The following is a 23,058-nucleotide window of genomic DNA, read 5'->3' on the forward strand; positions in this document are numbered from 1 at the left end:
TCGCTCCTCCGCGCACCCGCCCTGTCACGCGCTCACCCGCTCCAGCCGCCCGCCGAGGCTGGCCGCGGCCAGCTCGTGCCGGGTGCGACAGCCAGTCTGCAAATACAGTCGCGTCAGGTGTTTCTCCACCGTCTTCTCGCTGATCAGCATCGTGGCCGCGATCTGCCGGTTCGACATTCCACTTTGGACCAGGTGGACGATCTGCTGTTCCACTTCGGAGAGCTCGTGCGGCCGGTCACGGGACGACGGCGCGGAGACGCCGCGATCGGCCATCACCCTCTTGACCTTCGCCCGCAGCGATGTGCCGCCCAAGGTCGTCGCGAGCCGGTAACCCTCGTACAGCCACGGCCGCGGCTCGGCGGTGACCAGCCCGGTCGCCAGCAACGCCCACACCCGGTCCGGCTGGTGACCACGGCGGCGAGCCATCGACTCGCTCGCCCGCACCCACGTGGCGACTCCGTGCACCAGGCCGTGCGCCAGCGCCCACGCCTCACGCGACCGGGGACTGAGTTCCCGGCGATGCCTGGCTTCCACCTCGGCGAGCACCCGCAGGGCGACCCGGCGGGAGCCCTGTTCCACCGCGATCACCGCGAGCCGCGACAACAGCTCGACCGTGCCGGGCCCGGTTTCGCCGTCGGCCCGGTAGGCGGCCCACCCGGCGGTGATCGCGCCGGGACCGTCCCCGGCGAGGTAGAGGCGCCCGCTGTCGACCCAGCCGCGCATCGCGCCGAGTGGGGCGTGGGCGGGCACGTCGTCCAGCCAGCCGGCCGCCTCCCGGTCCGCCCCTCGCCAGGTGCACATCTCGGCGGCGAGCAACCTGGCGAACTCCATGCCGAGCGGGTCCCCGGTTCCGGTCAGCGCAACCTCCCTGGCCGCGCTCAACGCGGCGGGCCATCGGCCAGCCTCATAGTCCTGGCACATCCGGTGAAAGGCGGCCAGCGGTCCGGTCGCGGGTACCTCGTAGACAGTGCCCAGCACGGCCCGCAGCACCGGGACCAGGTCGCGCCGGGCGCAGGCGATCGCCATCTCCGGGCCGAGCCGTGGCCGTCCGTCCCTCTCGCCGGTCAGCGGCATGAACGCCCGCTCGATGTCAGCCGGGGTGATCGGCTCCCCCGCGAACCAGCGGTCGCACAGGTCCGCCGCGGGGCCGGATCGGACCGGCAGCGGCACCCGCCTGCCGAGGTGGATCGCGGCCAGCGCCCCGGCCGCCGCCGTCGCGCTGTCGCCGCCGGACCCCGGCCCTGCCACCAGTTTCGCCAGCGGCTCGTACCGTCCGGACCGCAGGAGCGACCCGATCGCCTCCGCTCGCGCCGAACCGGGCGTGCTCACCCCTTGCCGCCACCGCGGCCGGGCCCGCGCCAGCTCGACCAGCGTCGGCTGAACGGGCAGAGCGTCTCCGGCCAGCGCCGCGTGCTCGAGCAGGGGCAGCTCGTCCGGGCCGCCGTGGAAGGCGTCGTTCAGCATGGCGCGGGCGATACCGGCGTGCAGGTGCCGGACGGCGTCGGCACCCGCACGCTCGATCACCGCGTCGGCGAGTGCGGGGTGGCGCACGTGCAGCCGGGCGGAGCGATCGGTGGACAGCACGCCGTCCAGCACGAGCCGGTCGAGCGTGCGCCCGCACTCCGGCAACGGTGTCGCGGTCGCCACGGCGAAGGCGGGCAACTGGGCGAGCCCGAACGTGGCCCCGCTCGCGGCCAGCAGAACCAGGCCGGTGCCGACCTCGCCGAGCTGCCGCAGTCGCTCCAGCCGCGGATGCCCGTCCGGCAGCGGGATCGGTGCCACTGGGTCGCGCAGGCACAAATGGTGACCCACGACGGCGAACCGGCCCCGGCTACGCAGATCGGCCAGGACGGGAAGCAACGTGCCCGGATTGCCCAGCAGATCGCCGAGGCGGGCCCGCAGCGCACTCGGCACGCCTGGATCGGCCGGTGCCCCACCGACCTGCCGGATCAGCGTCCGGATGTCGTCTTCGGACAGCGGGGCAAGGTCGATCACGTGCTGGGCAAGCGGTTCCAGGGTCGGCTCGACAACCGGACGCGCGTCTTCGCGGGTGGCGGTGACGACTACCGGCACTCCGGCCCGCCGCGCCAGCCGCAGCAGCACGGCGGGTCGCGGGATCCGGTCGGCGTCGTCGATCAGGATCGCCGTTTTCCCGCCCAGCGCGGAAAGCAGGGCGGCGAGCGCACCGAGCAACGCGGCCCTGCGCTCAGCCCGATAGGCCTCGGGTGTCCACAGTCGACCGAGCTCGCTCAGGGCGGCGAGCAGGTCCGGTCCGGCGTCGATCTCCTCGAACCGCTCCCGGACCCCGGTGAGCAAAGGAAAGATTCCGAACGGGTCCTGCTCCATCGAGCCACTTGTGCGCAGCGACAGGGCCGGTCGGCCCTGTGTGGCCAGCGTCGTACCCAGCCGGGACAGCACCTCGGACTTTCCGCTGCCTGCCACGCCCCGCACCAGTGTCACGACGGGCTGCCGCGCGTGCTCGCGCAGGGCGGCGAGTTCTTTCTCGCGCCCGACGAAACCGGTGCCCGTCCGTCCCATGCGCGCCTTCCTCCCTGGTTTCGAGCGGTTCTTGGGGTTCTGTCGTCCAGACACACCCGTAGTGGCGCTTTTCCTTCATTTAGCCAACCCGGCTCATCTGGACAAAGCCGCCCGGCGGATCAGTGTCTTTCGGCCACCCCTTTCGGGTTTGTCAGGGCAACCCCGCGCTTGGTGCGACAAAGGAAAGACCGTCGCCGCTCAGGTGAGCGCGATTGTCAGGACGGACACAAGTGCTGGTCCGAACAGGAACCTGTGGGTTCCCGTGCACCCGGTCGGCACGTAGTTGGGCGAGCATTCGCCTATGGACGAGCTGCTCGACGTGATCGGCCGCCCGGACCTGCCGTCGCTGATCGTGGTCACCGGGCCGGCCGGAATCGGCCGGACCACGCTGCTGACGACGGTGCGGGAAGAACTCGCCGCGCGCGGCCGGCACACGGCCGCGATGCGGTTCAGCCCCGATTCGGACGCCATCCCCGGCTACCTCCCGGACCGGTGGTCTGATCACCGGGATTCACCGTGGCCGGTGGCCGGACCGGTCACCGGCGCGTTCGACGACCCGGCCCTCGCCTATTTCACCGCGGCCGGCATGGCCGCCACGCTGCTGGCGGCCGAAAGGGCGGTCCTGCTCATCGACGACGCGCAGTGGATGGACCGGGATGACATCGCCGTGCTGGAGCAGCTCGCCCGCAGGCTGGCGGGCACGGCGGTGAGCTGTGTGTGCGCGGTGCGGGTCCCGGCGATCGCGAGGGACGGCGACCTCCGGAGGGCGGCCATCCGCAGGTTGCGGCGGGACGGCTTGGTCCATACCGTCCGGCTGCGCGGGCTTCGCCGCGACGAGGTCGCCGCCGAGCTGGCCTCGATGCTCCGGCACACGCCCGATGCCGCCCTGGTCGACCATGTACATCGCGGCAGCCGAGGCATCCCTTCCGCACTGCACGACTCGGTCGAGACGCTGCGACAGAACGGCTCGATCCGGCTCGCGGCCGGGCATGCCTACCTCGACCGCGCTGAAGAACCCGACGGACCCATCGGCCACCGCAGGCTCACCACGGCCATGCTGGAGCTGGGACCGGACTCGTGGACCGCCGCCAAGGCGGTCGCCGTCCTGCACCCGCTCGGCTCGGCGTTGCCCCGGCTGCTCGCCGAAGCACTCGCCTGCACCGAAGCCGAGCCCTCCGACCGGATCGCGGTGTTGCGCCAAGCCGGTGTGCTGCACCGTGGCCTGGCCGGGACGACATGGCGCTTCCCGATTCCCCTGGTCGCGACCGCACTACTCGGCTCTCTCGGACCGTACGAGAAGCAGCACCTCGCCAGGATCGCCGTCACCGCCCTGTGGTCGGGTGCCGCACACTGCGCCGACCCGGACTACCTTGCCGATCAGATCGCGGCCGCGGGCAGGCTCGTCGACCCGGCACCGGCTCGCGCCACGCTGCTGGCCCGTGCGGAAGCGGCGCTGTCCGACCGGCCGGCGACGGCCAGGCGCTGGCTGCGTGCCGCCGCCGACCTCGCGGAGGACGTCGAGCAGTACGCGAGCATCACCCTCCGGCAGGTGCTTGCCGGTTACCTGGCCGGAGACACCGACGGCTGCCTGGACGAGACGGCCTCCCTGCTGGAGCACTGCCCGGAGCAGCTCACCCGCGACGCCGTCCAGAGTCTGCAGCTGATGGCGGTGTTCACCCGGTACGCCAAGGGCGATTTCGACACCCTCCGGCGGATCGCCGAGCGGCGCCGGGACCGGCCGCACGGCCCCCCTCCAGGACCGGTGCCCAGGGCGATGGCGTTGAGCCTGCTGGACCGCTGGGCCGAAGCGAGAAGTTTGCTCACGAGGACGGCGGAAACCTGGCGCGGCACCGAGACCTCTGCTCTGTTCGGCATCTGCCTGCACTCGCTCGCCGAGTTCTGGAGTGGCCGGACGAGGGAGCTCGAACCCACCCTGCGGCCGGGCGATGACCCGCTCTCGCGCACCGTCGAACCGCTCCGGTCACAGCTGGTCGACGCGTACGCGGCCGGGCTGCTGGCCACCGGCGACCTGAGCGGCACCGAGAAGCTGCTGACCGACTCGGATGTTCCGGCCGAGCAGCTGAACCCGTCCGGCAGGGCGCTGCTGGCGGCGATGCACGGGTGGGCAGGACAGGCGATCGAGCTCGGCCGCCGCTGCGTGGCCACGGCCCCGCTGCGAGGCGGCGATCCCGGCCGTGCACCGATGTTGTTGCAGGTCACCGAGCTGCTGGTCGCGCAAGGGCGACTCACCAACGCCAGGGAGATGCTGGCGAGCGGCCGGTCGGCGGGCCCACCGCTGGCGCACCTTCTCGACTGTGCCGAAGCACTCATCCACCACACCCTCGGCGAGCCGGACGACGCGACCGGCAGGCTCCGGCAGGCCCTCGATGCGGCGGCCGCGAACGAGCTGCTCGTCGGCACCGACCTGTGCTGGTCACTGCTCACCGAGCTCTCGCTGGCTCGCGGCGACCGGGACACCGCGGCGCGGTGCCTCGTGGAGATCGACCGGGTCGCCGAGGCGATGCCCGACGGACGTGCCGCCACGCACGCGTTGCTGATCCGGGCGACGGTGACCGGAGACCGCGCGGCGGCCGAAGCCTGCCTCCGGCTCGTCAGGGAACGCGGGCAACCGTTCGAGGTGGCAAGGTCGATCTCCCGGCTGGCCGGTGGCGGGCTCGGCGACCCGGCCCTGCTCGCCGAGGCCTATGAGCTTTTCGGCGGATTGGACGCCCTGCTGGAGCGGGCGTGGCTGCGCAACCTGATGCGGGCGCACGATGTCCCGATCCCTGGTCGGCGGGAAACCGTGGCCGAGAACGAGCGGCTACTGGGCCTGCTGGTGTCCGAGGGGCTGAGCAACAAGGAAATCGCACAGATGCTGCGGACCAGCGGCAAGAGCGTCGAAGGCCGGCTGAGCAGGCTGTTCACCCGCACCGGCCTCACTTCCCGGATCGAGCTGGCGAGAGCGCTGCTGGGCGATGCCTTCCCGGGTTAGCCGACCGTCGCTGCCGAGGGATTTCCCTACATGGCGCGGCCTCGCGGACAATGTTGGATCGACCTCATGGGCCCGACCGTAGATTCGCCCGGGTAGACACAAGACGTCACAGAGGACGGCAGGCACGGTGGAAACGACGGTCGTGGATCCGTACGCCGTGGACAGGGTGCGGCAGGTGATCGCCCGCATCACGGCCACGTTGACGATGCTGGAAGGGCAACAGGGCGAGCTCGCCGACGACGTGCTGGGGCGGGTCGAGGGCGCCGGAGCCGTGGTGGCGGCCGCGCGGGAGTTCGAGCAGACCCTGCGCGATGAGCTGCGGGCCGCCGAGCATCTCGTGCACACGATCGGCAGCGAGTCCGGCAAGCACATGCTGGAGACACAGGCCATCGACTACGAGAACAGCCAGAGGATCAGTCGGTATGAGCCTTGTTGACGACCTGGCCGGACTGCCGGATGGCGCGGTCGTGGCCGATGCTCTCCGGCCGCTCGACCACGCCTCGCCCAGCGGCGCGGAGAACCTCGCGAAGAACTGGCGAACCACGGCGGCACAGTGCGCCGCGGAGATGCCCACACTGTCGAAGGCCTGGCATGACGCCGAGGACGGATTGGCGGGCATCACCGCGGAGACCGGAAGGGCGCTGGTCACCAAGCTGATCAAGGCGGGCGCCGAGCTGGAACAGGCCACGGTGAGCGCGGCCGACGCGCTGGACAGGGCGGCGGGTTCCGTCCTGCGCGCGCAAGACTTCGCCAGATCGAGGTCGGAGTGGCTGCTGTCCTGGGTGCGCAGCCAGGACGCGGTGTACCCGGACGTCGCCGCCGAAAGCCGGAGTTCGGCCATTTCCGCGGCCGCCAAGCACATCGCCACCGAGATCCGATCGGTGACCGACGCAGCGGCGGCCGAGCTCGACACGGCGGCCGCCGCGCTGCGCAAAGCCGCGGCCGGCGCACCCACCTTCTCCAAAATCACGATCACCACCACCGTGACCCAGCCCGGTCAGAACCCACAAGCGAAACCGGCCGTCCACCTCTCCGAGCCGGCCTCCACCAACCCGGAAGCGCCCCATGGGGGCAACAACGCGCAGATCCACAAAGGACACAACAGTCAGTCGTCCGGCGGCGGTGCCTCCGGTGGTGGTGACGGCGCCTCCGGCGGTGGCGCGGATGGCGGTGGCGGTGGCGGTGGCGGTGGCCGGGAATCGGGGCCGAGCGGCCCGCCGCCCACCGGAGAAGTCCGCGACTGGATCACCGAGGCACTGCGCATCCTGCGCGAATACGGCGTCGACATCAGCTCGATCGATCCGGCCGACCTGGCGGCCATCATCCAGCACGAGTCCGGCGGCAACCCGCACGCGCAGAACAACTGGGACTCCAACGCGGCCGCCGGGCACCCGTCGAAGGGCCTCATGCAGACCATTCCGTCGACGTTCGACGCGTACAAGCTGCCCGGCCACGACGACATCTGGAACCCGGTGCACAACATCATCGCCGCCGTCCGGTACGCGCTGAAGCGGTACGGCTCGATCGACAACGTGCCTGGCGTCGCCGGGCTGGAGAACGGGCAGGGCTATGTCGGATACTGACCGAAGCCGCGCCACCCGATGGGCGACGGTCGGCAACGCGCTCGTGATCGCCGCCGGGGAGACCATCGGCGAGCACGCACGCGGCCTCGCGATGTCCGTCGCGGCCGATCCCGGCCACGAACTGGTGGTCGCCGACTTGCCGAGGAACCCGACGGTCGCGATGTGGGAGGCGGTCGCGGAAGCGATCCCCCGAGGCAGACAACCGATCCGGCTGGTCATCGCCGGCGGCTACGGCGAGGCCATGACACTGGCCGGGCACTGGCTGGCCGAGCGGCTCGCCCGCACGGTGGTCGTGCCGGACGGCGAGGTCCACCAGGGCGCCAACGGCTCCCTCCTCGTGCACGGCGGGCCGGGCAGCGGGTGGCTGACCTGCCGGCCACGGCAACGGTCGCACTGGGAGGCCAAGCGCTTTCCCCGTCCGTCGTGGGACAGCCGCGCGGTGGGCGACGTGCTGGCCACCGGGTCGAACGGCATCGCCGAACCGATACCTGCGGGAATGTGGCTGCATCCCGCCGCCGATGACGAGCACGTCGCGCGGCACCGCCGGCGTTTGGTCGAGACCGTCCCCTGCCGGCCGGACGCGATGACCGTGCTCGTCGGTTGCCCTGGCATGGCCCCGGTCCGGATCGAGGATGTCGCCTACCTGCGGAGCTGCCTGCCGGAAGATGTTCGCCCGCAGGTTCGGTTCGCTGTCTACGGCGGGGTCGCCGTAGGGCCCGGTGGCTACTTCGGCCAGGTGCTGGCGCAGTTGGTGCACCAGCCCGTGGTGTGCTACCCGGGCGTCCCGGTGGGTGGCGCGGAATGGCCTGAGATCCACACCATCTGGCCGAACGGTTCGCTCGGCTGGCGTTGCTTCGCCCGCGAGGTCGAGTACTTCCCGGCCACGGACACGACCGCCGCGACACCCGCCGTACGCACCCACTGGCTGCCCTTCGCCGGGGTCACGCAGCTGGATTCCGCCGCCTACTGGTACGCCCCTGACGCGGTGATCGAGATCGTGCAGGCCGGGTTGTGGCTGCGGTCGCCGGAGGGGTACGGCCACGCGGACGCCGTCCGGTCGCACCCGTGCGACCACGCCGGGCCCAAGGTGTTCTTCGACGACTCGACCGAGCAGAGCGCCACGCGGATGCACTGGCTCGCGCGCGACGTGGCCAGCCGGATGCCGCCGGACGTCCGGACCCGCACGAGTCTGGTCGCGGCCGGGACGATCGGCAGGCACGCTCCCGCCGCGCCGCGGCCCGAGCAGGCACCGCGGCCGGGCCCGGTCCCCTTTCTCCGGCCGGAAGCCCATGGCGCTGCGGAACTGCTGAGGCCGCAGGGCAGACCGGCTCCGGAAGCCGTCGCGCTGGCTCCGGCCGCGGGGCCGGTCGCGGAGCGTGCCTGGCTGCGGGAAAGCCTCGGCCTCGAGTTCGACGCGATGGCCGGTTCGGTGGCCTTCGCCGTAGCGGAACACACGGGAGCCTGGGTGCTCGGCCAGGTAGCCGAGGACGACGTCCACACCGACGCGGTCGCGGTCCGGCTGTACCTTTCGGCGCACGGGGAGAAGATCGACCGGGCTCTCCGGTTCGGGGAGACCGGCCCGCACGTGCCACTCGCCCGCTGCGCGGCGGCCGGACTCGCGCGGTTGCCGGCACACCGGGGAGCGGTCGGGTACCGGGCTTCCCCGACACCCGCGCAACTCCAGCTGTACCGGGACCACGACGTGGTGACCGACTGGGGATTCACCAGCGCGCTGACCGAGCCGTGCCCGAGCCAGCCGGGCGAGGTCGACGTACTGCTCTGGTCGATGACCGCGCGGCTGACCCAAGCCCTCGAACCGGAAGGCGACGAACAGGTGCTCGGGCGGACGCTTTTCCTGCCGGGCACCAGTTTCCGAGTGCTCGAAGTAGTGGCACCGGAGCACGGCCGACGGGGTCGGTTGCTGCTGCGCGAAATATCCGGGCAGGAGGCCGATCCGGCACTGACCCGGCAGGCGGGCCACCTCGACGAACTGGCGACCAACTCGCTGCGTGCCGCGGCCGAACGTTGGGCGCAGGCCCAGCCGAACCGCAAGATCGGTGCGGCGGCCCACAACCGGTTCGGTGAGCTACCCGGCCTGCTGCCACGCTGACCGAGGAGGAAGAAATGCCGGAAAATGCCGCGGCCGGGCCCACCGGCGCGGTCGAAGCACCCGCGCTGATCGACCCGGCCTGGAGCCCCTCCGACGAACAAGCGGTCGTGCCACTGGACAAGATCATCGGTGTCTGGGCGGCGGACGACGAGGGGCAAGAGCCCTTGTTCCGGCCGAACCCGGCGTACGTGCCGACCGAGCCCGGCGCACATCTGGACCTCGTCGACGGTGTGCTGCAACTCCTGGCCAGGGGGGCGGACGTGGGTGTGCCGCAGCTGGCCGCGGCGCTCGCCGACGCACTGCTCGGCATAGCCGTGGACGACGAGGGCACCGCGCTCGTCCGCCCGGCCCCGGACGGGATGCCCTCGGTGCTGGTGGCCACCGCTCCCGGCCACCGGCCGCGCGTCGACACCCCGGGCTGGCGGGCGGTCACCGTCGCGAAACTGGCCCGGTTCCTGCCCGAGCAGGGGGTGGACGTGCTGCTCAATCCGGGAGCGCCCACCTCGATGCGGGTCAGTGCCGGACTGATTCGCGAGGCCGCCGGGCAGCTGCAGGTCCATTCGGGCAAGTTCGAGGGCCGAAAGTAACCCGATCCGGTCCTTCCACGGAAAGTCCTTGTTTACTTGACGGGCGACAACCAACCGACATCGGAATATCGGGATAGGGTTCCTATGATTCGCAAGCTAACGGCGGGCCTCGGCGTCACGCTGTCCATTTTCGCCACCGCCACGGCCATCGCCCCGGTGGCGGTAGCAGATACCCCTCCGTCAGGGACCTGGGTATATGTCCAATCCTTCAGTGCACGCAATTCGACCGAAGCAGCTTTCGCACAGCTTCTCTGCGACAGAGCGGGCCAAAGCCGACCCGAGGCCCGCGCCTACCAGTGCGTTTCCGTTCCCGACTACGTCCAGTTGTGGGAACTGCGCTGACCCTACGCGGCAGTTGACGCCCGGCAGCTCGCCGGAAGCACGAGGAAGATGAGCACGGCGAATCCCGGGAGCGGCGGCTGACCGTCGGCGACTCTCGGGATTCGTGGCTTTGTCGGCGCGTCGACCATCCGGCCGGCAAGCACGAGGTGTTTCCTCGCAGAAGTCGCCATAACAGAAACTTGCACCGAAAGGAGCGTCAGAATGTCCATCGCAGACAATTTCAGCATTTTTGACGACATCCTCGAGCGAATCGGAAAGGAGCAAGAAGACTTGCTGGCCGCCGAGGCCAGGGTCGTGGCAAAGGTGACGTGTCCCGATCACGACACGTCGACCCCGATGCGACCACAAGTCCGAGACTGAGAAGCGCGCGGCCGCTGGAATTCGCGGCCAGGCATGGGATCGCCAGTCCTCGAGGAAATGTGTTGGCCGGATGACGACCGGCGCACTCTTATCCCTGGTTCGCCCACCGACTTTTGCATGGCGAACACTATCTGTACGTGTGATCGGCCGCCATTGCCCTTACTTCACACGAGAAAGGTGCTACAGGGCAGATCTTGCCACGCGCAGAGGCTTTCCAGTTGGCTGGACCCGGATCAGTTCTGTATATCTTTGCTTGGGCCTTGAGGACCGCGGCTCGTCGACTGACATGCATGAAGGAGATCCGTGACAACGGAAGGCATTGTTTCTGCTATCGCTGAACATCCGTGGGTCGGCGCGGTCCGTCGAACACCATGGGGCGCGCTGCTGGTTCGACCTTCGACGGACGCGATGACCTTCGATTCTCGAACTTGGTCACTGGTCGGCGAGTATCTGCAGAACTGGGCCAATTTGTACGACTGGGCCTTCACGTCCGCCGATCTCGGCGATCGCGCCGGCGCGGATATCGTCGGACTCACCGGCGGCAGCGCGCTGACCGAGGACGAAGTTCGCGAATGGGTCGAGCAGACGGCGGCCTTGGTGCTGGAATCCCGGCCGCGGCGCGTGCTCGATCTCGGCTGCGGGACCGGGCTTCTGCTGCGGCATCTGCAAGGACACATCGGATGCTATGTCGGTGCCGACCTTTCCAGGTACGCCGTGGATCGTGTCCGCGAGGCCCGCTTGCCGTACACCTACGCTGTGATCGCCGGAGCGCATAGGACCGCTTCACCGCAGGTCAAGCGGGCGATGACCGAGGTCATGGGGGCGGCCCGGCCCGATTGTGTGCTGATCAACAACGTCGCGCAGTGTTTCCCTGGGACCCAGTACTTGGCAGCCGTACTCGGCGATGCCATCAACCTGGTCGAACCGGGTGGCCGGGTGATCCTCGGCGATCTGCGGCACCACGGACTGAGCGACGAGTATCACCGCCAACTGACCTCCGGGCCGCGTTGGGCCTCCGGTCGCTTCGATGAAGAAGAGGAACTGCTCCTCGACCCACGACTGGTCGCGTTCTTCGCCAGCGTCTCGGGCAGGAAAGTCAAGGTCTCAGTGCGGGCGAAGACCCTGCGCGGCGACAACGAAATCACCCGATATCGATACGATGTGGTGTTGCATGTCGAGACACAAGACGAACAGGTAGAACTCGATCAGGTGCACTGGGAGGATCTGCCAGGAAATCGGCTGGAAGCGTTAGCCCGGCTGCTCGAAGTCGGCCCTGTCGTGGTCACAGGAATACCCAACGCGTTGCTGACCCCTTCGGCAGACGGGGCCACGGCCAATGCCTTGAGCGCCGTACTCAAGGGGACCGGCCTGGCGGTGGAGATCGCGCTCGACGACCCGCGAAAGCTCGATATCCGACCCTCGAATGGCCACACTTCACAACCTCGAATCCAGCCGACACAAGATGATCCGATCGACCGGTTCATCACCCGCCGACTCCCGGAGGTGCTTCGCGGCCACCTGGCCGAGAGTGTCCCGGGGACTCGCTTGCCGGAGATCATCGTCGATCCCAAACCGAACTGGTGACACGGCTGGATACTTCGCGCACATGACGCTACAGCTGTCGACGCCGGGCGTTGGATCAGGCGAGAAGTAAGTTCGGACAACATCGATTGCCCGTTTTGACGTCTTCCGGTCTTGATTATCATGTCCTGCACTATAATTGATTCAAAAGTCGCTTGCGGCGGCCGTGATGGTTATCCTGAATGACGAGGCGATTGAATGTCTCCAGTGGGCACTGGCAAAGTGATTCGATTTGATGATGTTCGCGGCTATGGCTTTGTCGCACCGGATGTCGGCGGTGAAGACGTTTTCATCCATGTCAACGACCTCGAGTGCGACAAGCGGCTGATCGCGCCTGGCGTACGGGTCAAGTTCGCCACCGAGGAAGGCGACCGGGGTTTGAAGGCGTCTCGGGTAAGTCTGGCCGAGCAACGGGCGGAACAGCATGTTCAGGAGGCCGCAGGCGGTGATTCGGTGGCGCTCGCCTACGAGGACGACATGGCATGTGACGTCTTGACCGTCCATGAACTGCGTGACGAGCTCACAGAGGCCATGCTCACTGACGTGCCCTCCCTGACCGGGCAGCAGATCCTCGCTGTGCGGGAGAGCATTCTCGCGCTGGCGCGCAAGCATTGCTGGATCGACGAGTAGGGACAGTGCGCTGGCGGGGCTTCTTCCGGGAGAGGATCAGACCGGAAGTTGTGGATGCGCCGTGATCGGGCGACCGTGCGCACCTGTCATGACTCTGACGGCGGCGCGAGACCACAATGCCCAGTCGCGCCAGAAGACTTCACCGAACCACTCACAGCGCTCGACGGCTTCCGCGAGCACCGCCCGGCCGCGGTCGCTGTCACCGTTCGGCCGCGCATCTCGGGTAGGAAAGCCGGGCATCCCGACGTCTATCCGACTGGCGTTGCCCCGGTTCTCCGGACCGTCGCCTGTGGAATGTCCGAACAGTTCCAGCCCGTTCCCGCCTCCCGCGGACACTGACCTCGACACCGTCGACCGGCAACCGGCCCTGCCCGCACCGCGAAATCGTCCTACGGGCGGCTCTCGACCCTGTCGGGCGCATCACGGTGATCGTGCCGCGGGGTTGGCCGCTCGTGCTCGGCGTCATGCGCGCTGAGCAGCGCTTCGTCGGTCCAGCCGTGCCCGAGTCGGCAGTGGTACCGGCCGTCCGCTGGGCCGACTTCCAGCATGGGATCCCTGGTAGTCCCTGGCATTGATAGCTGGCGGGCGGCGTCGACCCGCCGACAGCGCCCAGCCGGACGCCGTCCCGCGCGATCCGCTCTTCCAGCAGTGAGGCGGGCGGGACCGGCGGGATCGCAGTGCCGGATCGTAGGATCTTCGCGGTCGCCCAGGAACCGAGTCCGAGGAAGAACCATGTCCGATGACGTCACCGTCGGTCTCATCGGGGCGTGGGTCGAAGCCTTGGTTGATGTTCGAGGGCACCGACGAGGATCGATGGGTCGTGAACCCGCAGAACTTCCGGGAGACGCGCGAACAGCTGCGTCCGAAGTCCGGATGAAAGGACGAGCGCGATGGTGCGAAAGCGGAAGACCCTTCCCAAAGACTTCGAGGAGATGCTGACCTCGGCCTCGGTGGAGGAGCTCAAAGCCGTCTTCGACAAATGCGAGATCGACGCGCGGGGAGGCTATGCCAAAGGCACCGCCATCGGTTTCCCGGAGTGCCCGGACGAGCTCATCGTCTGGTTGACCGGGCAGGGGCTCGCCGTCGACTCCCCGGACAGCTACGGCAGGACCCCGCTTCATGCGCGAGCTTCACGCGCCACTCCGAAACCGGTCGCGCAGATCCCCTTGTTGCTCTCGCTCGGCGCGGACATCGAGGCGGCCGACAAGTCCGGGCGAACGCCGCTCCAGGCCGCGGTGGAAAGGCTGCGGGTCGAGGCGACGCGAGTGCTGATCGAGCACGGGGCCTCGACCGGGGTTCTCGACAGGCGCGGCACCACGTTGATGATGCGCGGCCTGATCGGTACGCGAAACGCCGACCTCCCCGAGTGCGTCGAGATCATGAAGCTGCTCCTCGAACACGGAGCGAGCATCACGGCTGAGATGAGCAAGCAGGTCGAGCGGATCGGCCGTGGTTTCGAGTTCCACCGGGAGAACTTCAACCCCGACTTCCTCGAACAGACCGACGCCGCGCTCGGGGAGCTGTACCGGATCTTCGGGGTCGAGGCGGTCGCCCGGCGGTCGACGCACGATGGGTCGGCGCCGATCGTCGTACCCGACGGATCCTGGCAGGAACGCCACAAAGCGCTCTGGGAGCTTCTCGTGCCCTCGAGCGGCGCGGGCGCGACAGTGCAGTGTGAGGCCATCCGCGTCACCGGCCGGATCGCCGACGAGATGTTCCGGAACGGCGGGGCGAACTGGGACCGCGCTTACCGTGCGATGGCCGATGCGTTCCCGGGTTTCCTGACGCGAGGCGAGCCCCTCGGCGACGAAGAACTCTATGAGGCCAAGGAGATCGTCAAGCAGATCAGGTCAGGCCGCGGCGAGGAAGGCCACCTCGATCGCTTGAGTGAGCTCGCCGTCGTCTGGGTCACGAAGAATCCGGCCCCGATCGCTTTGGGAGCGGTGGACTACACACGCTGAGGCCGGCCCTGTCAGGGCGACGTCCGGCGCCGCTCCGCAAGCCACGTGTGGCAGCCGCCGCGGGTGGGGCGTCGGCACAAGATGAAGCGGCACCGGCCGGATCCCGCTCGGGCCGGGCGAAAACGGCTTCTGAAGTCGCCATGTCGGCGGAAAGGATCACCGACGCCGTGCCTACACAGAACGTGCCGCTCAGCGCGCAGCCGACACTTGTGTAGATGCTGTTGGTGCCCCCGGACAGGCTCCGCCGGGATGCACAGCGGGGTGCAGTCTGTTCTCGGTACAGGGGCAACTCCTTCAGGCTGCACATCGTTCGACGAGAGGCCCCTAATCATCAGCGCCGTCGTACCGCTGATCATGCAGCGCCGGAAGTCCCTGTCGACAGACACGTAACGCTCGCACCATCCGAGCCGCGCACAGCCAGCCAGGAGCCAAGACAGCCAGCGCGATCATAGAAAGGGAAGTTGACACCAACTGATCCGCAAACCAACGCCCGTTCTGTCATCAGAGCCCTACGACGGATCGCATAGACCCAGTCCGATTGGACCCAAGAACCTAAGGCGACTCGGTTCCCGCCCAAGTGGGAGGCAAAGACCAGGCGAGCAGTCTGGCCTTCGCCCGCGTGGCGTGCAGCGCGCTTTCGGATAGGCGGCGGGCGCGGATCCTCGGCGTTCTGGACGCCGTGGCAGTAGCCCTGGCTTTACGGCGATGACCGTCGACCATGTGGCCGCTTTCAATCAGCTCGTCGCCGACGTCGAGTCCGCAGACCGACGTTCGGTCCGGTGTCACACACCTCAGGCCATCGAGCACCTTGGCGCTTAGCCGCGTGACTACAGTGAATTGCCAACGGCAGTGGGCACCCTGATTCCAGGACAACGATTCGAAGCTGCCCGAAGCGGAACCGAATGCAAACAGCGTTACCGTCCGACACGCCGCAGGTCGACCTGGCCGCCGTGCTGCTCGCGGTCGCGGCGATCATCCGCGCCATCCTTGGATCGACCCCGGACGACGGAGAAGACACGCGACCTTGACCAGCCGCAGGCCAGCGCAAGCCGCACACTTGCCGTGTCGTTCCGCCGAGGAGATCCGCGATGACCATCACCATTCTGGTCACAGACGCTCACGCGTTCTTCCGGCCTGCGAGCCATTCTCGACGGCGAAGTCGACATCGAAGTTGTGGCCATGGTCTCGGACCACGATCATGCTGTCAACGCCGTGCTCCGCCCTGCGCTCGGACGTCGCCATGCTCGACATCCGCATGCCGCGACGGGCGGACTCGGTGCGGAGTCGGTGCTCCTGGCCGCTGCAGATTCCCTCGGATTAAAAGTCCGCAGCTCAGCCGTGTCGTCTAGTGACTTTCAGTACCAAATTTTGCCAGTTTGTGCAGGTCAACGCCAGTCTTTACCGAAGACGAGTGCCGTCCTGTGCCGCCCCGTGTCGGGCTCTACGTCGGCAACGGAGCCCAATCGGAGACGACGTGGGCCCCAACGACGGGCTTGACGATTCCAGTCTCGGAGGCGAGCGGTCAGGTCCAGCCCGTCCCCTTGGCTGAGTCGACACGCCCGGCCCTGCCCCCGGGACGCCACTCCGCCGAAACCCTCTGGACCGCCTTCACCGCACACTGCGCCGACTAGCACCCGCCGCACGCCGCTGCGGAACGGCTGAGAAACCGGGCTGCCGGAATTCCGGCGACGGCCCCCGCGTCGGATCGCCTTCCGATGATGCGAGGCTTCAGGCGGAGATCTTCTCGTCGGGCTCGAATCGGTCCACGTACAGGCGTCCGAACTCGCGCCAGTCGTTGACTGAGGCGCGTTCGTCGGCGAAGTTCTCCAGACACTCGTCGAGTTCGTCGAGGGACCATCCATCGCGCAGGTACGGTCGGACCCAGCGGCGATCGTTCTCCCACGCGGCGAATGCCCACTTACGCCCCGCAGACCGGTGAAGGCCTCCCCAGAAGAGGTTGCCCGGATCCGGGCCGCGCAAGCTCGGGAAGTTCGCCGCAGGTGACCAGCGTCGCCATGCCTGGTTGAAGCTCAGCTCCAAGGCCATCTTCGTGCTGGTCAACGCCCCGACCCCGGCTGCGAGCACACCGAGCGCCACACCCTCGACAACATGTTTGACCTGCTGGTCCTTGTTCGCCATAGCCATGGACAAACCTTAGACTCGAGAACGAAGCGCTCCGCCACATCACCGGGGCCCGCACTCGGAACGCTTCACAGCCCCGGAGGGGCCGGTTTCCGCGTGAACAGCGCGATTCGCGGCTCCTACCACGGTGTCCAATCGAGCCAGGTCAGAACGCCGACCGCGGTGCCGCCGATCGTGGCCAGACCCACGATGACGGTTCCGGGTTTCTTCCACCGTTGCCATCCGCGTTTCGGTGCGTCGGGCTCACCTGCCCCTATGGAGACGGTGTTCGAGCCGCCGCCCTCAGTCTGCTGCGTGGCGAAGGTGACCGTGTTGCGGTCTCCTGTGACGATGAGCTGAACGGCACCGTCAGCAGCGGCCTTATCAGGAAGGGCTTGCCCGTCCGGGGTGCTCGCCCTCAGTTCGGCGACCAGTGTGGCCAGCGTGGCGCGCACACGGGACAGCGAACCTTTCAGCGCGGCCGTCGACACCGTCCAATACACCGCCGCCGCTCGGCTGTTCCCGGTTTGGTTCACGTTGTTAAGCATGCTGACGAGCGAACCGGCCCACGACGGGCTGAGATGCACGCTCTTCTCGTTCCGATCGACCAGGGCTTCGACCTCGCCAACGCCAGAAAAGATCAGCGCGCACTCCCAGTCGTCGACCTCATCACGGATGGGTTCTGGGATCTGCGTGCCATGCAGCTGCTGCTCGATCGGGTTGTACCCGGCGAAGTTGGTGACCTTGATGAACAGCGGCGCTGGGATCCGCCGGTACTCCGGCAGGTCCTGATCACCGCTGTAGCCATTGAGTTCAAGGCTTGCCCAGTCACGCAACTTCTCTGAACCCGCGCGGCCACCCAGCACAACGCACTTCCGGAGAATCGCGGACAGCGAAACACGATCGTCCAGGACTCCCGCTTCGAGTTCATCGAGCAGGCTTTCACGCTTGAACGGCATGGCCCATCATCCCCCGCACCAGCGAACTCCAAGTCACAGGGGCTTGGTCAACAAACAGCAGACCTGTCTATCGGTGCCCTGCGGCTTCGAGCAGGTTCTTCGGCCGAACGCGTCCGCCGGGACTCGCCGCGTGGGGCCGGCCGAGGCGGGGCGAGTGTCCAGGTAGCCGCTGACGGGCTGGTCGGTGTCGTCGGCGCCGTCGCCGGGTTCGAGGTGCCGGACATACCAGGCGTCGAGGCCTTCCGCCAGCTTCCGGCTCGTGGCGGCTATCCGGCTGCACAGGGCGTCGGCGCCCGCCTGGCCGTGCCGACTGCGCCCGCCACCGACGACATCCCATCACCAGCATCGAGATCCATCCCGACGTGCTCTTCGCACTCGGGCTGACCGACGGCCCCGGCGACCTCACCACCTAACCAGCCGACCGATGGACGCGGCAGGACCCACCCACGATCACAGCCGGGCAATAGGACTCAATGGGCGATCTGCGCCCGGTCGGGCGTTGGCTCGACACTGCCAGTTGCCGGATTCCACCACCGACGAGGCAGATTTTCCCACAACCAGGGCAGCTCATCGAACCCGACCAACGCGGGTTGGCCTTCATGATCCCCAGGAGCGACATGGTTACCGTCCCCATCGAACCAGAGCTCTCGCGGAATCCGTCGCGTCTCAGGGCGCCAGTTGGGATCACCGACCAGAAGGCCGATCAAGGGGCCGCGCTGGAGTTGAAGCGCGGAGGTCGGCACCCGCCACTCGCGCTCGTGCAGCCACTCGGAACGACCGCCGCCCTCGGTGTTCGTATTCAGCCGCACCGCCCAGTGCCGTAGCTGGTCCGGCAGTTCGTTGATCAGCCGATCTCGGGCGTGCCACACCGGACCACCTCCAGCGGTGAAGATGGCCTGCCGGCTGAATACGAGAGCCCACGGTGGCCATCCACGCTCACTGAGCAGCCATCGCAAGTGATCGCGAGGGCTCTCGGTCAAGCACACGACGGGACTCCCGCCACTCGGCTGGACGGTCCCCACTATCCGTTGGTCCCACAAAATGTTCGCAAGTCGCTGCGAAGGGTCCATGTCCCAGAACGACTGGGGCGCCTTGTAGTTCAGCAAGGTCCCGCCCGGCCTGCCGCAGAAATGAAGCAGCAGCTCGGATTCCGCAGGGCCAGCAGGGTTAAGGCTCCAGTATGCCGTCATCGATGCCCTCCAAGGTGTTCGGCGGCAGCGTCTGCGTACGCGGCCGAGATCGCCAAACCGGGCGAGTTGGCCGGGTCGAAGTGCTTGTTCCCATACCGACTGGTGGTCTCCGTGGACCGGTGCCCAAACACCTGACGTGAATAGCGCTTGCTAGCGCGGGCGGCCAGGTGATCCAGCCCTAATTTGATCTCCGCGGCGGGCATCGCCTACTTCCACGGCATCCAGCCGAGCCATTGGAAGACGCCGGCCGCCGCGGCGACCACCGTGGCCAGCCCGATCAGCAGGCCACGTTTGCGCCACCGCTGCCACCAGGTCTCCTTCTCTGACGGTGTCGCCTCGGCGCTGCCCGTGGTGGTGATCGTGGCATTGCCACCGGTTGTGGTCTGGCTGCCGACCACGGTAACGGTGTTGCGGTCGCCGGTGATCACGAAGTGGATAGCGTCGTCGGTGGCCTGCTTGCTCGGTGCCTGGTCCCCGTTGGGGACGGCGGCCAACAGTTCTCCGACGAGTTCGGCCAAGGCCGTGCGCACGGCCATCACGACGCCCTCGATGGCGGAGCGGCTGACATCCCAGTACAGCCGCGTGATCTGGTGGCCGCCCGGGTTTTCGTGGTTCATCCACAGAACAAGGTCTTGGGCGCCCGGAGGCACCAGCTTCACTGTGAGCTTGTCCGTTCGGCTGAGGGACTCGAGTTCTGCGATGCCGCGGGCGAGCGGAACCCTCTCGGTGATCGTGTCCCGGGCGAAGTCAGGCAGCGACATCGGGGAGATCGTCTGCCCGGTGACCAATCCATGGAAGGTGGCCCCGTCGATGCACAGTGGCGCCGTGACCCACCGGTAGTCGGGCATCGTATCCACGTTGGGGTAGCCCTTGAGCTCCTGTCGCGCCCAGTCGCGAAGCTGCGCGGAGCCGACCTCTCCGCCGAGCAGGATGCACTTTTGCAGCAGGCTGGTGATGGACGTGCGGTCGTCACCGAGTCCAGCGCGGAGCTCGGCGAGCAGTCCCTTGTTCTTGGCCATCCCGAGATTGTGCGCCGTGCCCCTGACAGGTTCCCTCGGGGACGCTGGTGGCGGGGTCTCTACACCCCGGCAAGCTGGTCGGCGTAGATCCGGTATGCCTTGTGGTCGGCCGAGGACGCGCTCTCGGCACCCAGCGCGGCCGCGGCCGCCAACAGAGCCTGGTAGACCCGCAGGACGCGGTCAAGTGCTGGCTGAAGCCTTGTCCGCGACGCACCTCGCGGCCCCGACGCAGTGCCGTTCGCTCGACCTCGCCTAGCTCGTCGTGGCGGGCGACCCAGGGGTCGGTGTGGCTTGGAACATTCGGATGCGATCACGATGACTACGCGTAGCCGGATAGCGACCACCAGCTACGCAGTGATCAGGTCGTACAGGAAGTTCACGCCCACGCCGAGCGGGATCGAGAAGAACAGACCGGCGAGGAAGAACGACCACTGCTGGCGGCGGTTAGGCTTTGCCCCCTTCGCATGGGCACTTTCGATAACGGCTCGTACAGCGTCTGCTTCTTCCTTGTTCAGGGCAGCAAGGCGTTGGTTCTCTTCCGCTTCGGCCCGCACCCGCTCCAACGCCGCTGCCTGGAGGTGCACTTCGGCGGTGATGTCGTCGATAAGCTCCGAGGACGAACTCAGATTCTCCTGCAACGACGCGATGCGATCGGCGAGCGTTGGAGCCTGCGGAAGGTCAGGATCTTGACGTCGCTTGCCGAACTTTCGTCCCAACAATCCCAACAGAACGCTGCCAAGGGTGCCGGACAACGCAGCAATCACCTGGAGCAGGATGTCGTCCACTGGTTCCTCTCGACCGTGACCCTGATTGCTGAGTAGTCGCTGCCGTCTGACTTACGTTGCACAACCAGCACGCGTGTTATCACACTGTTGTCACAGACCGTGTTCATGTGCTTCAAACGTCGGTGCAGGCGCAGCGCCTCAGCACGATCATCATCGGAGGCACCGAGAGCGGTCAACAGCGAGTGGAGGATCTCTTCGCCGCGGCTGGGGGCAGGCTTGGTGATGTAGTACTCGGCAGTCCCCAGCAGCACGAGGCCAGCTCTCCAAGCTTCTCGTAGGACAGACCGCGGCGCGGTCTTGAACCCCGCCAGGAGCGTGCAGAGCTGTTGAGCGGCGGCGAGGTCCAGCTGCGCCATCACCCCAGTTTCCCACCCGCCGTCATAGCGCGTCACCTGACGACGCGCTCTCCGGCTTCACCGGCTGCGACTTCACCTTGAGAGACAAGGACCACCGGTACGGGCACCAGCTGTACCCACACCTGCTCCGCATCGGAGACGTCGTGGCTCGACGACGCGAAAACATCCCGCACAGCTACCCCGTGGAGTACGACGTCGCACAGCGAGTCAGAAGGCCCAATGTCGGCGGCGCGTGTTCAAGTGGTTTTGCGGATCAGGCCGGTGTAGGCGGCGATGGTGAGTGTGGCCAGGGCCCAGAGGAGGGCTTGGAGTGCCCAGAGCAGGTAGGTAAAGGCCTGGCCCCATCGGGTGGCGGTGTCGAGGTCGCAGCGGGTGCGCAGGCCGGTGGTGCCGACGGGCAGGCCGCGGTCGATGCCAAGGCCGATGAGTTCGGCGGTGGAGCAGGGGGCGCCAGGCGCTGTGACGGGAGTGGTGGCTGGTTGGACGCGCTCAGCGGCGCGATGGTCGGTGCGGGTGGTGATCTGTCCTGCGGTGTAGCCGGTGGCTCCGGCGAGAACGAGTGCGATGAGCAGGGCGGTGACCAGGCGGTGGGCTCGGTAGCCGTAACGGCCCAGCCAGCCCCACAGCCGGTGCCGGCCGCGCGCGATGGGGCCGCCGAGTGCGGCGGGGGCACGGCGGCGCAGGTCATTCTGCTGGGCGATGAGGATCGTGCGGGTGTTGTTGTCGTGCCCAGCGGCGCGTTCCACGGTGGCGAGTTGTTGGTAGGGCTGGGGCGAATACTCGGGGGTGTGGTGGACCAGCAGATGCAGCCATTCCTGCCAGGTGATTTCTCGTAGCTGGTTGAATTCCAGCCCTCGCACGACAAACTGATGGGCGCTCTCAGGACAGTCTCGGTCGCGGCGTTCCTGCCGGGACTGCGGGCACACCAGCGAGGCAGGGAAGAACAAGGCCCTGTCCACGTGAGTTTGCGTCAGCACCATCACCGGGCCCGACTCGTTGCCTACCCGTGCGCTCTCCAGGCCAAGCTGGCCGACGCGCGCATCGGCCAGCCGCAAGGCTGAGAGTTTCCCGGCGCCGGTGATGGTCGCATCGCGTAGGAACAGGTCGCCATCGACGTGGATGCGGTCAGCGTCGATGGCGGGGCCGTTCGAGGTGGTAATTGTAGATTTGTGGAGGTAAAGGGATCCGCCGATGCGCGCATCGACCAGCCGCAACGCTGAGTACTCACCGTCGCTGCTGAAAGTGGAGCCATCCAGGTTGAGGTAGCTGTCGATATGAATACCCTCAGCATTGAGGGCGGGGCCGCCTGTGTTTGTGACGGTTGAACCACGGAGGTTGAGGAAACCGCCGATGCGTGCATTGACCAGCCGCAAGCCTTCGCGATCACCGGCGCCAGTAATCGTTACGTCCTGCAAGCACAAGTCGTGTTCGGTGTGGACGCGATTCGCGACCATGAAGGGCAGCCTGCTGCCAGACAAGTGCAGGTGGTGAAGCCGCGCGTGCTGACACTTGATGCCATCCGGAAGCGCACAGTCGGTCAACATGAGGTTGGTGACCGTGGAGACGTGATTCAGGTCCAGGAGACCGACCACCCGCACACCCTCGACGAACACCCCATGCGGATCGAGCTCACCACGACGTCCCATGAGCAGTTCGCGAATCAGCGTCGCCCTTACCTGTAACCCTGGGTCTTCAGTGTTGGCGAGCTGCTCGGCCGTCAGCTTGCTGCGCGGTTTTGTCCAGACGCCTCGGCGGGCACCGTCGAGGACTGCTTCTTCGAGAGGGCTGAGCCCCTCCAGGACCGGGGGCAGTCGCGAGTCGCTCACCTCACTACTGTGGACGACGACTACGCCGGGCAACAGCCCACCGATGGCCCGTAGCGGCCCGCACGTGCCACCGTCACAAACGTGGGCTGAGTGATGTGCTCACGGCTGCCGTTCCCCA

18 protein-coding genes are annotated in these 23,058 nt (G+C 67.6%); 10 read left to right on the plus strand and 8 right to left on the minus strand.

What is annotated here, in order from left to right; genetic code table 11:
* Positions 1-24: 24 nt before the first annotated feature.
* Positions 25-2,538: a LuxR C-terminal-related transcriptional regulator gene (locus ACLJRM_RS16370; RefSeq protein ID WP_410663445.1), complete on the minus strand. Its 2,514-nt coding sequence runs from the start codon at positions 2,536-2,538 to the stop codon at positions 25-27.
* Between the two features lie 301 nt (positions 2,539-2,839).
* On the opposite strand from ACLJRM_RS16370, the gene ACLJRM_RS16375 reads away from it, so the two are divergent.
* From ACLJRM_RS16375 to ACLJRM_RS16420, 10 genes are all read left to right on the plus strand, one after another.
* Complete coding sequence (locus tag ACLJRM_RS16375; RefSeq protein WP_410663446.1) at positions 2,840-5,530, plus strand: AAA family ATPase; 2,691 nt, start codon at positions 2,840-2,842, stop codon at positions 5,528-5,530.
* A 127-nt stretch (positions 5,531-5,657) separates the two neighbouring features.
* Entirely contained in the window at positions 5,658-5,966 is a 309-nt protein-coding gene (locus tag ACLJRM_RS16380; RefSeq protein WP_101609250.1) for a hypothetical protein, read from the plus strand.
* Positions 5,953-7,113, plus strand: coding sequence for a transglycosylase SLT domain-containing protein (locus ACLJRM_RS16385; RefSeq protein ID WP_410663447.1), 1,161 nt, complete (start codon positions 5,953-5,955; stop codon positions 7,111-7,113). Before ACLJRM_RS16380 ends, ACLJRM_RS16385 begins: the two co-directional genes overlap by 14 nt.
* Positions 7,100-9,223, plus strand: a complete 2,124-nt coding sequence (locus ACLJRM_RS16390; protein ID WP_410663448.1) for a hypothetical protein — start codon at positions 7,100-7,102, stop codon at positions 9,221-9,223. The genes ACLJRM_RS16385 and ACLJRM_RS16390 overlap by 14 nt, the downstream gene beginning before the upstream one ends.
* Before the next feature lie 14 nt (positions 9,224-9,237).
* On the plus strand, positions 9,238-9,810 hold the full coding sequence (locus tag ACLJRM_RS16395) for a type VII secretion system-associated protein (RefSeq protein WP_410663449.1): 573 nt from the start codon (positions 9,238-9,240) through the stop codon (positions 9,808-9,810).
* A 543-nt stretch (positions 9,811-10,353) separates the two neighbouring features.
* Positions 10,354-10,512 (plus strand): hypothetical protein, encoded by a 159-nt coding sequence (locus ACLJRM_RS16400; protein ID WP_158255777.1) that lies wholly within the window; start codon positions 10,354-10,356, stop codon positions 10,510-10,512.
* A gap of 303 nt (positions 10,513-10,815) precedes the next feature.
* Positions 10,816-12,096, plus strand: a complete 1,281-nt coding sequence (locus ACLJRM_RS16405; RefSeq protein WP_410663450.1) for a methyltransferase domain-containing protein — start codon at positions 10,816-10,818, stop codon at positions 12,094-12,096.
* Between the two features lie 195 nt (positions 12,097-12,291).
* Positions 12,292-12,723 (plus strand): cold-shock protein, encoded by a 432-nt coding sequence (locus ACLJRM_RS16410; RefSeq protein WP_101609254.1) that lies wholly within the window; start codon positions 12,292-12,294, stop codon positions 12,721-12,723.
* An 890-nt stretch (positions 12,724-13,613) separates the two neighbouring features.
* The gene (locus ACLJRM_RS16415) at positions 13,614-14,684 is read left to right on the plus strand and encodes an ankyrin repeat domain-containing protein (RefSeq protein WP_410663451.1); all 1,071 of its coding nucleotides are present in this window, start codon (positions 13,614-13,616) and stop codon (positions 14,682-14,684) included.
* A gap of 902 nt (positions 14,685-15,586) precedes the next feature.
* Positions 15,587-15,712 (plus strand): hypothetical protein, encoded by a 126-nt coding sequence (locus tag ACLJRM_RS16420; protein ID WP_410663452.1) that lies wholly within the window; start codon positions 15,587-15,589, stop codon positions 15,710-15,712.
* 700 nt (positions 15,713-16,412) lie between these two features.
* Here the strand turns inward: ACLJRM_RS16420 and ACLJRM_RS16425 are convergent.
* From ACLJRM_RS16425 to ACLJRM_RS16455, 7 genes are all read right to left on the minus strand, one after another.
* Positions 16,413-16,829, minus strand: a complete 417-nt coding sequence (locus tag ACLJRM_RS16425) for a hypothetical protein (RefSeq protein WP_410663453.1) — start codon at positions 16,827-16,829, stop codon at positions 16,413-16,415.
* A gap of 116 nt (positions 16,830-16,945) precedes the next feature.
* On the minus strand, positions 16,946-17,764 hold the full coding sequence (locus tag ACLJRM_RS16430) for a hypothetical protein (protein ID WP_410663454.1): 819 nt from the start codon (positions 17,762-17,764) through the stop codon (positions 16,946-16,948).
* 470 nt (positions 17,765-18,234) lie between these two features.
* Positions 18,235-18,633, minus strand: coding sequence for a hypothetical protein (locus ACLJRM_RS16435; RefSeq protein ID WP_410663455.1), 399 nt, complete (start codon positions 18,631-18,633; stop codon positions 18,235-18,237).
* A 527-nt stretch (positions 18,634-19,160) separates the two neighbouring features.
* Positions 19,161-19,973: a hypothetical protein gene (locus ACLJRM_RS16440; RefSeq protein ID WP_410663456.1), complete on the minus strand. Its 813-nt coding sequence runs from the start codon at positions 19,971-19,973 to the stop codon at positions 19,161-19,163.
* A 347-nt stretch (positions 19,974-20,320) separates the two neighbouring features.
* Positions 20,321-20,758: a hypothetical protein gene (locus ACLJRM_RS16445; protein WP_410663457.1), complete on the minus strand. Its 438-nt coding sequence runs from the start codon at positions 20,756-20,758 to the stop codon at positions 20,321-20,323.
* A complete protein-coding gene (locus ACLJRM_RS16450) occupies positions 20,734-21,114 on the minus strand; it encodes a hypothetical protein (protein ID WP_410663458.1) in 381 nt (126 codons plus the stop codon). Before ACLJRM_RS16450 ends, ACLJRM_RS16445 begins: the two co-directional genes overlap by 25 nt.
* A gap of 236 nt (positions 21,115-21,350) precedes the next feature.
* Complete coding sequence (locus ACLJRM_RS16455) at positions 21,351-22,940, minus strand: hypothetical protein (RefSeq protein ID WP_410663459.1); 1,590 nt, start codon at positions 22,938-22,940, stop codon at positions 21,351-21,353.
* Between the last annotated feature and the right edge of the window lie 118 nt (positions 22,941-23,058).

This window comes from Amycolatopsis sp. lyj-84, from assembly GCF_046549075.1.
In the GTDB taxonomy this organism is placed as follows: Bacteria; Actinomycetota; Actinomycetes; order Mycobacteriales; family Pseudonocardiaceae; genus Amycolatopsis.

Coding starts and splice junctions, on each gene's coding strand:
- ACLJRM_RS16420 (WP_410663452.1), top strand. CDS start 15,587: ATGCAAACAGCGTTACCGTCCGACACGCCGCAGGTCGACCTGGCCGCC.
- ACLJRM_RS16395 (WP_410663449.1), top strand. CDS start 9,238: ATGCCGGAAAATGCCGCGGCCGGGCCCACCGGCGCGGTCGAAGCACCC.
- ACLJRM_RS16370 (WP_410663445.1), bottom strand. CDS start 2,538: ATGGGACGGACGGGCACCGGTTTCGTCGGGCGCGAGAAAGAACTCGCC.
- ACLJRM_RS16375 (WP_410663446.1), top strand. CDS start 2,840: ATGGACGAGCTGCTCGACGTGATCGGCCGCCCGGACCTGCCGTCGCTG.
- ACLJRM_RS16425 (WP_410663453.1), bottom strand. CDS start 16,829: ATGGCTATGGCGAACAAGGACCAGCAGGTCAAACATGTTGTCGAGGGT.
- ACLJRM_RS16410 (WP_101609254.1), top strand. CDS start 12,292: ATGTCTCCAGTGGGCACTGGCAAAGTGATTCGATTTGATGATGTTCGC.
- ACLJRM_RS16450 (WP_410663458.1), bottom strand. CDS start 21,114: ATGGCGCAGCTGGACCTCGCCGCCGCTCAACAGCTCTGCACGCTCCTG.
- ACLJRM_RS16415 (WP_410663451.1), top strand. CDS start 13,614: ATGGTGCGAAAGCGGAAGACCCTTCCCAAAGACTTCGAGGAGATGCTG.
- ACLJRM_RS16385 (WP_410663447.1), top strand. CDS start 5,953: ATGAGCCTTGTTGACGACCTGGCCGGACTGCCGGATGGCGCGGTCGTG.
- ACLJRM_RS16390 (WP_410663448.1), top strand. CDS start 7,100: ATGTCGGATACTGACCGAAGCCGCGCCACCCGATGGGCGACGGTCGGC.
- ACLJRM_RS16430 (WP_410663454.1), bottom strand. CDS start 17,764: ATGCCGTTCAAGCGTGAAAGCCTGCTCGATGAACTCGAAGCGGGAGTC.
- ACLJRM_RS16440 (WP_410663456.1), bottom strand. CDS start 19,973: ATGGCCAAGAACAAGGGACTGCTCGCCGAGCTCCGCGCTGGACTCGGT.
- ACLJRM_RS16400 (WP_158255777.1), top strand. CDS start 10,354: ATGTCCATCGCAGACAATTTCAGCATTTTTGACGACATCCTCGAGCGA.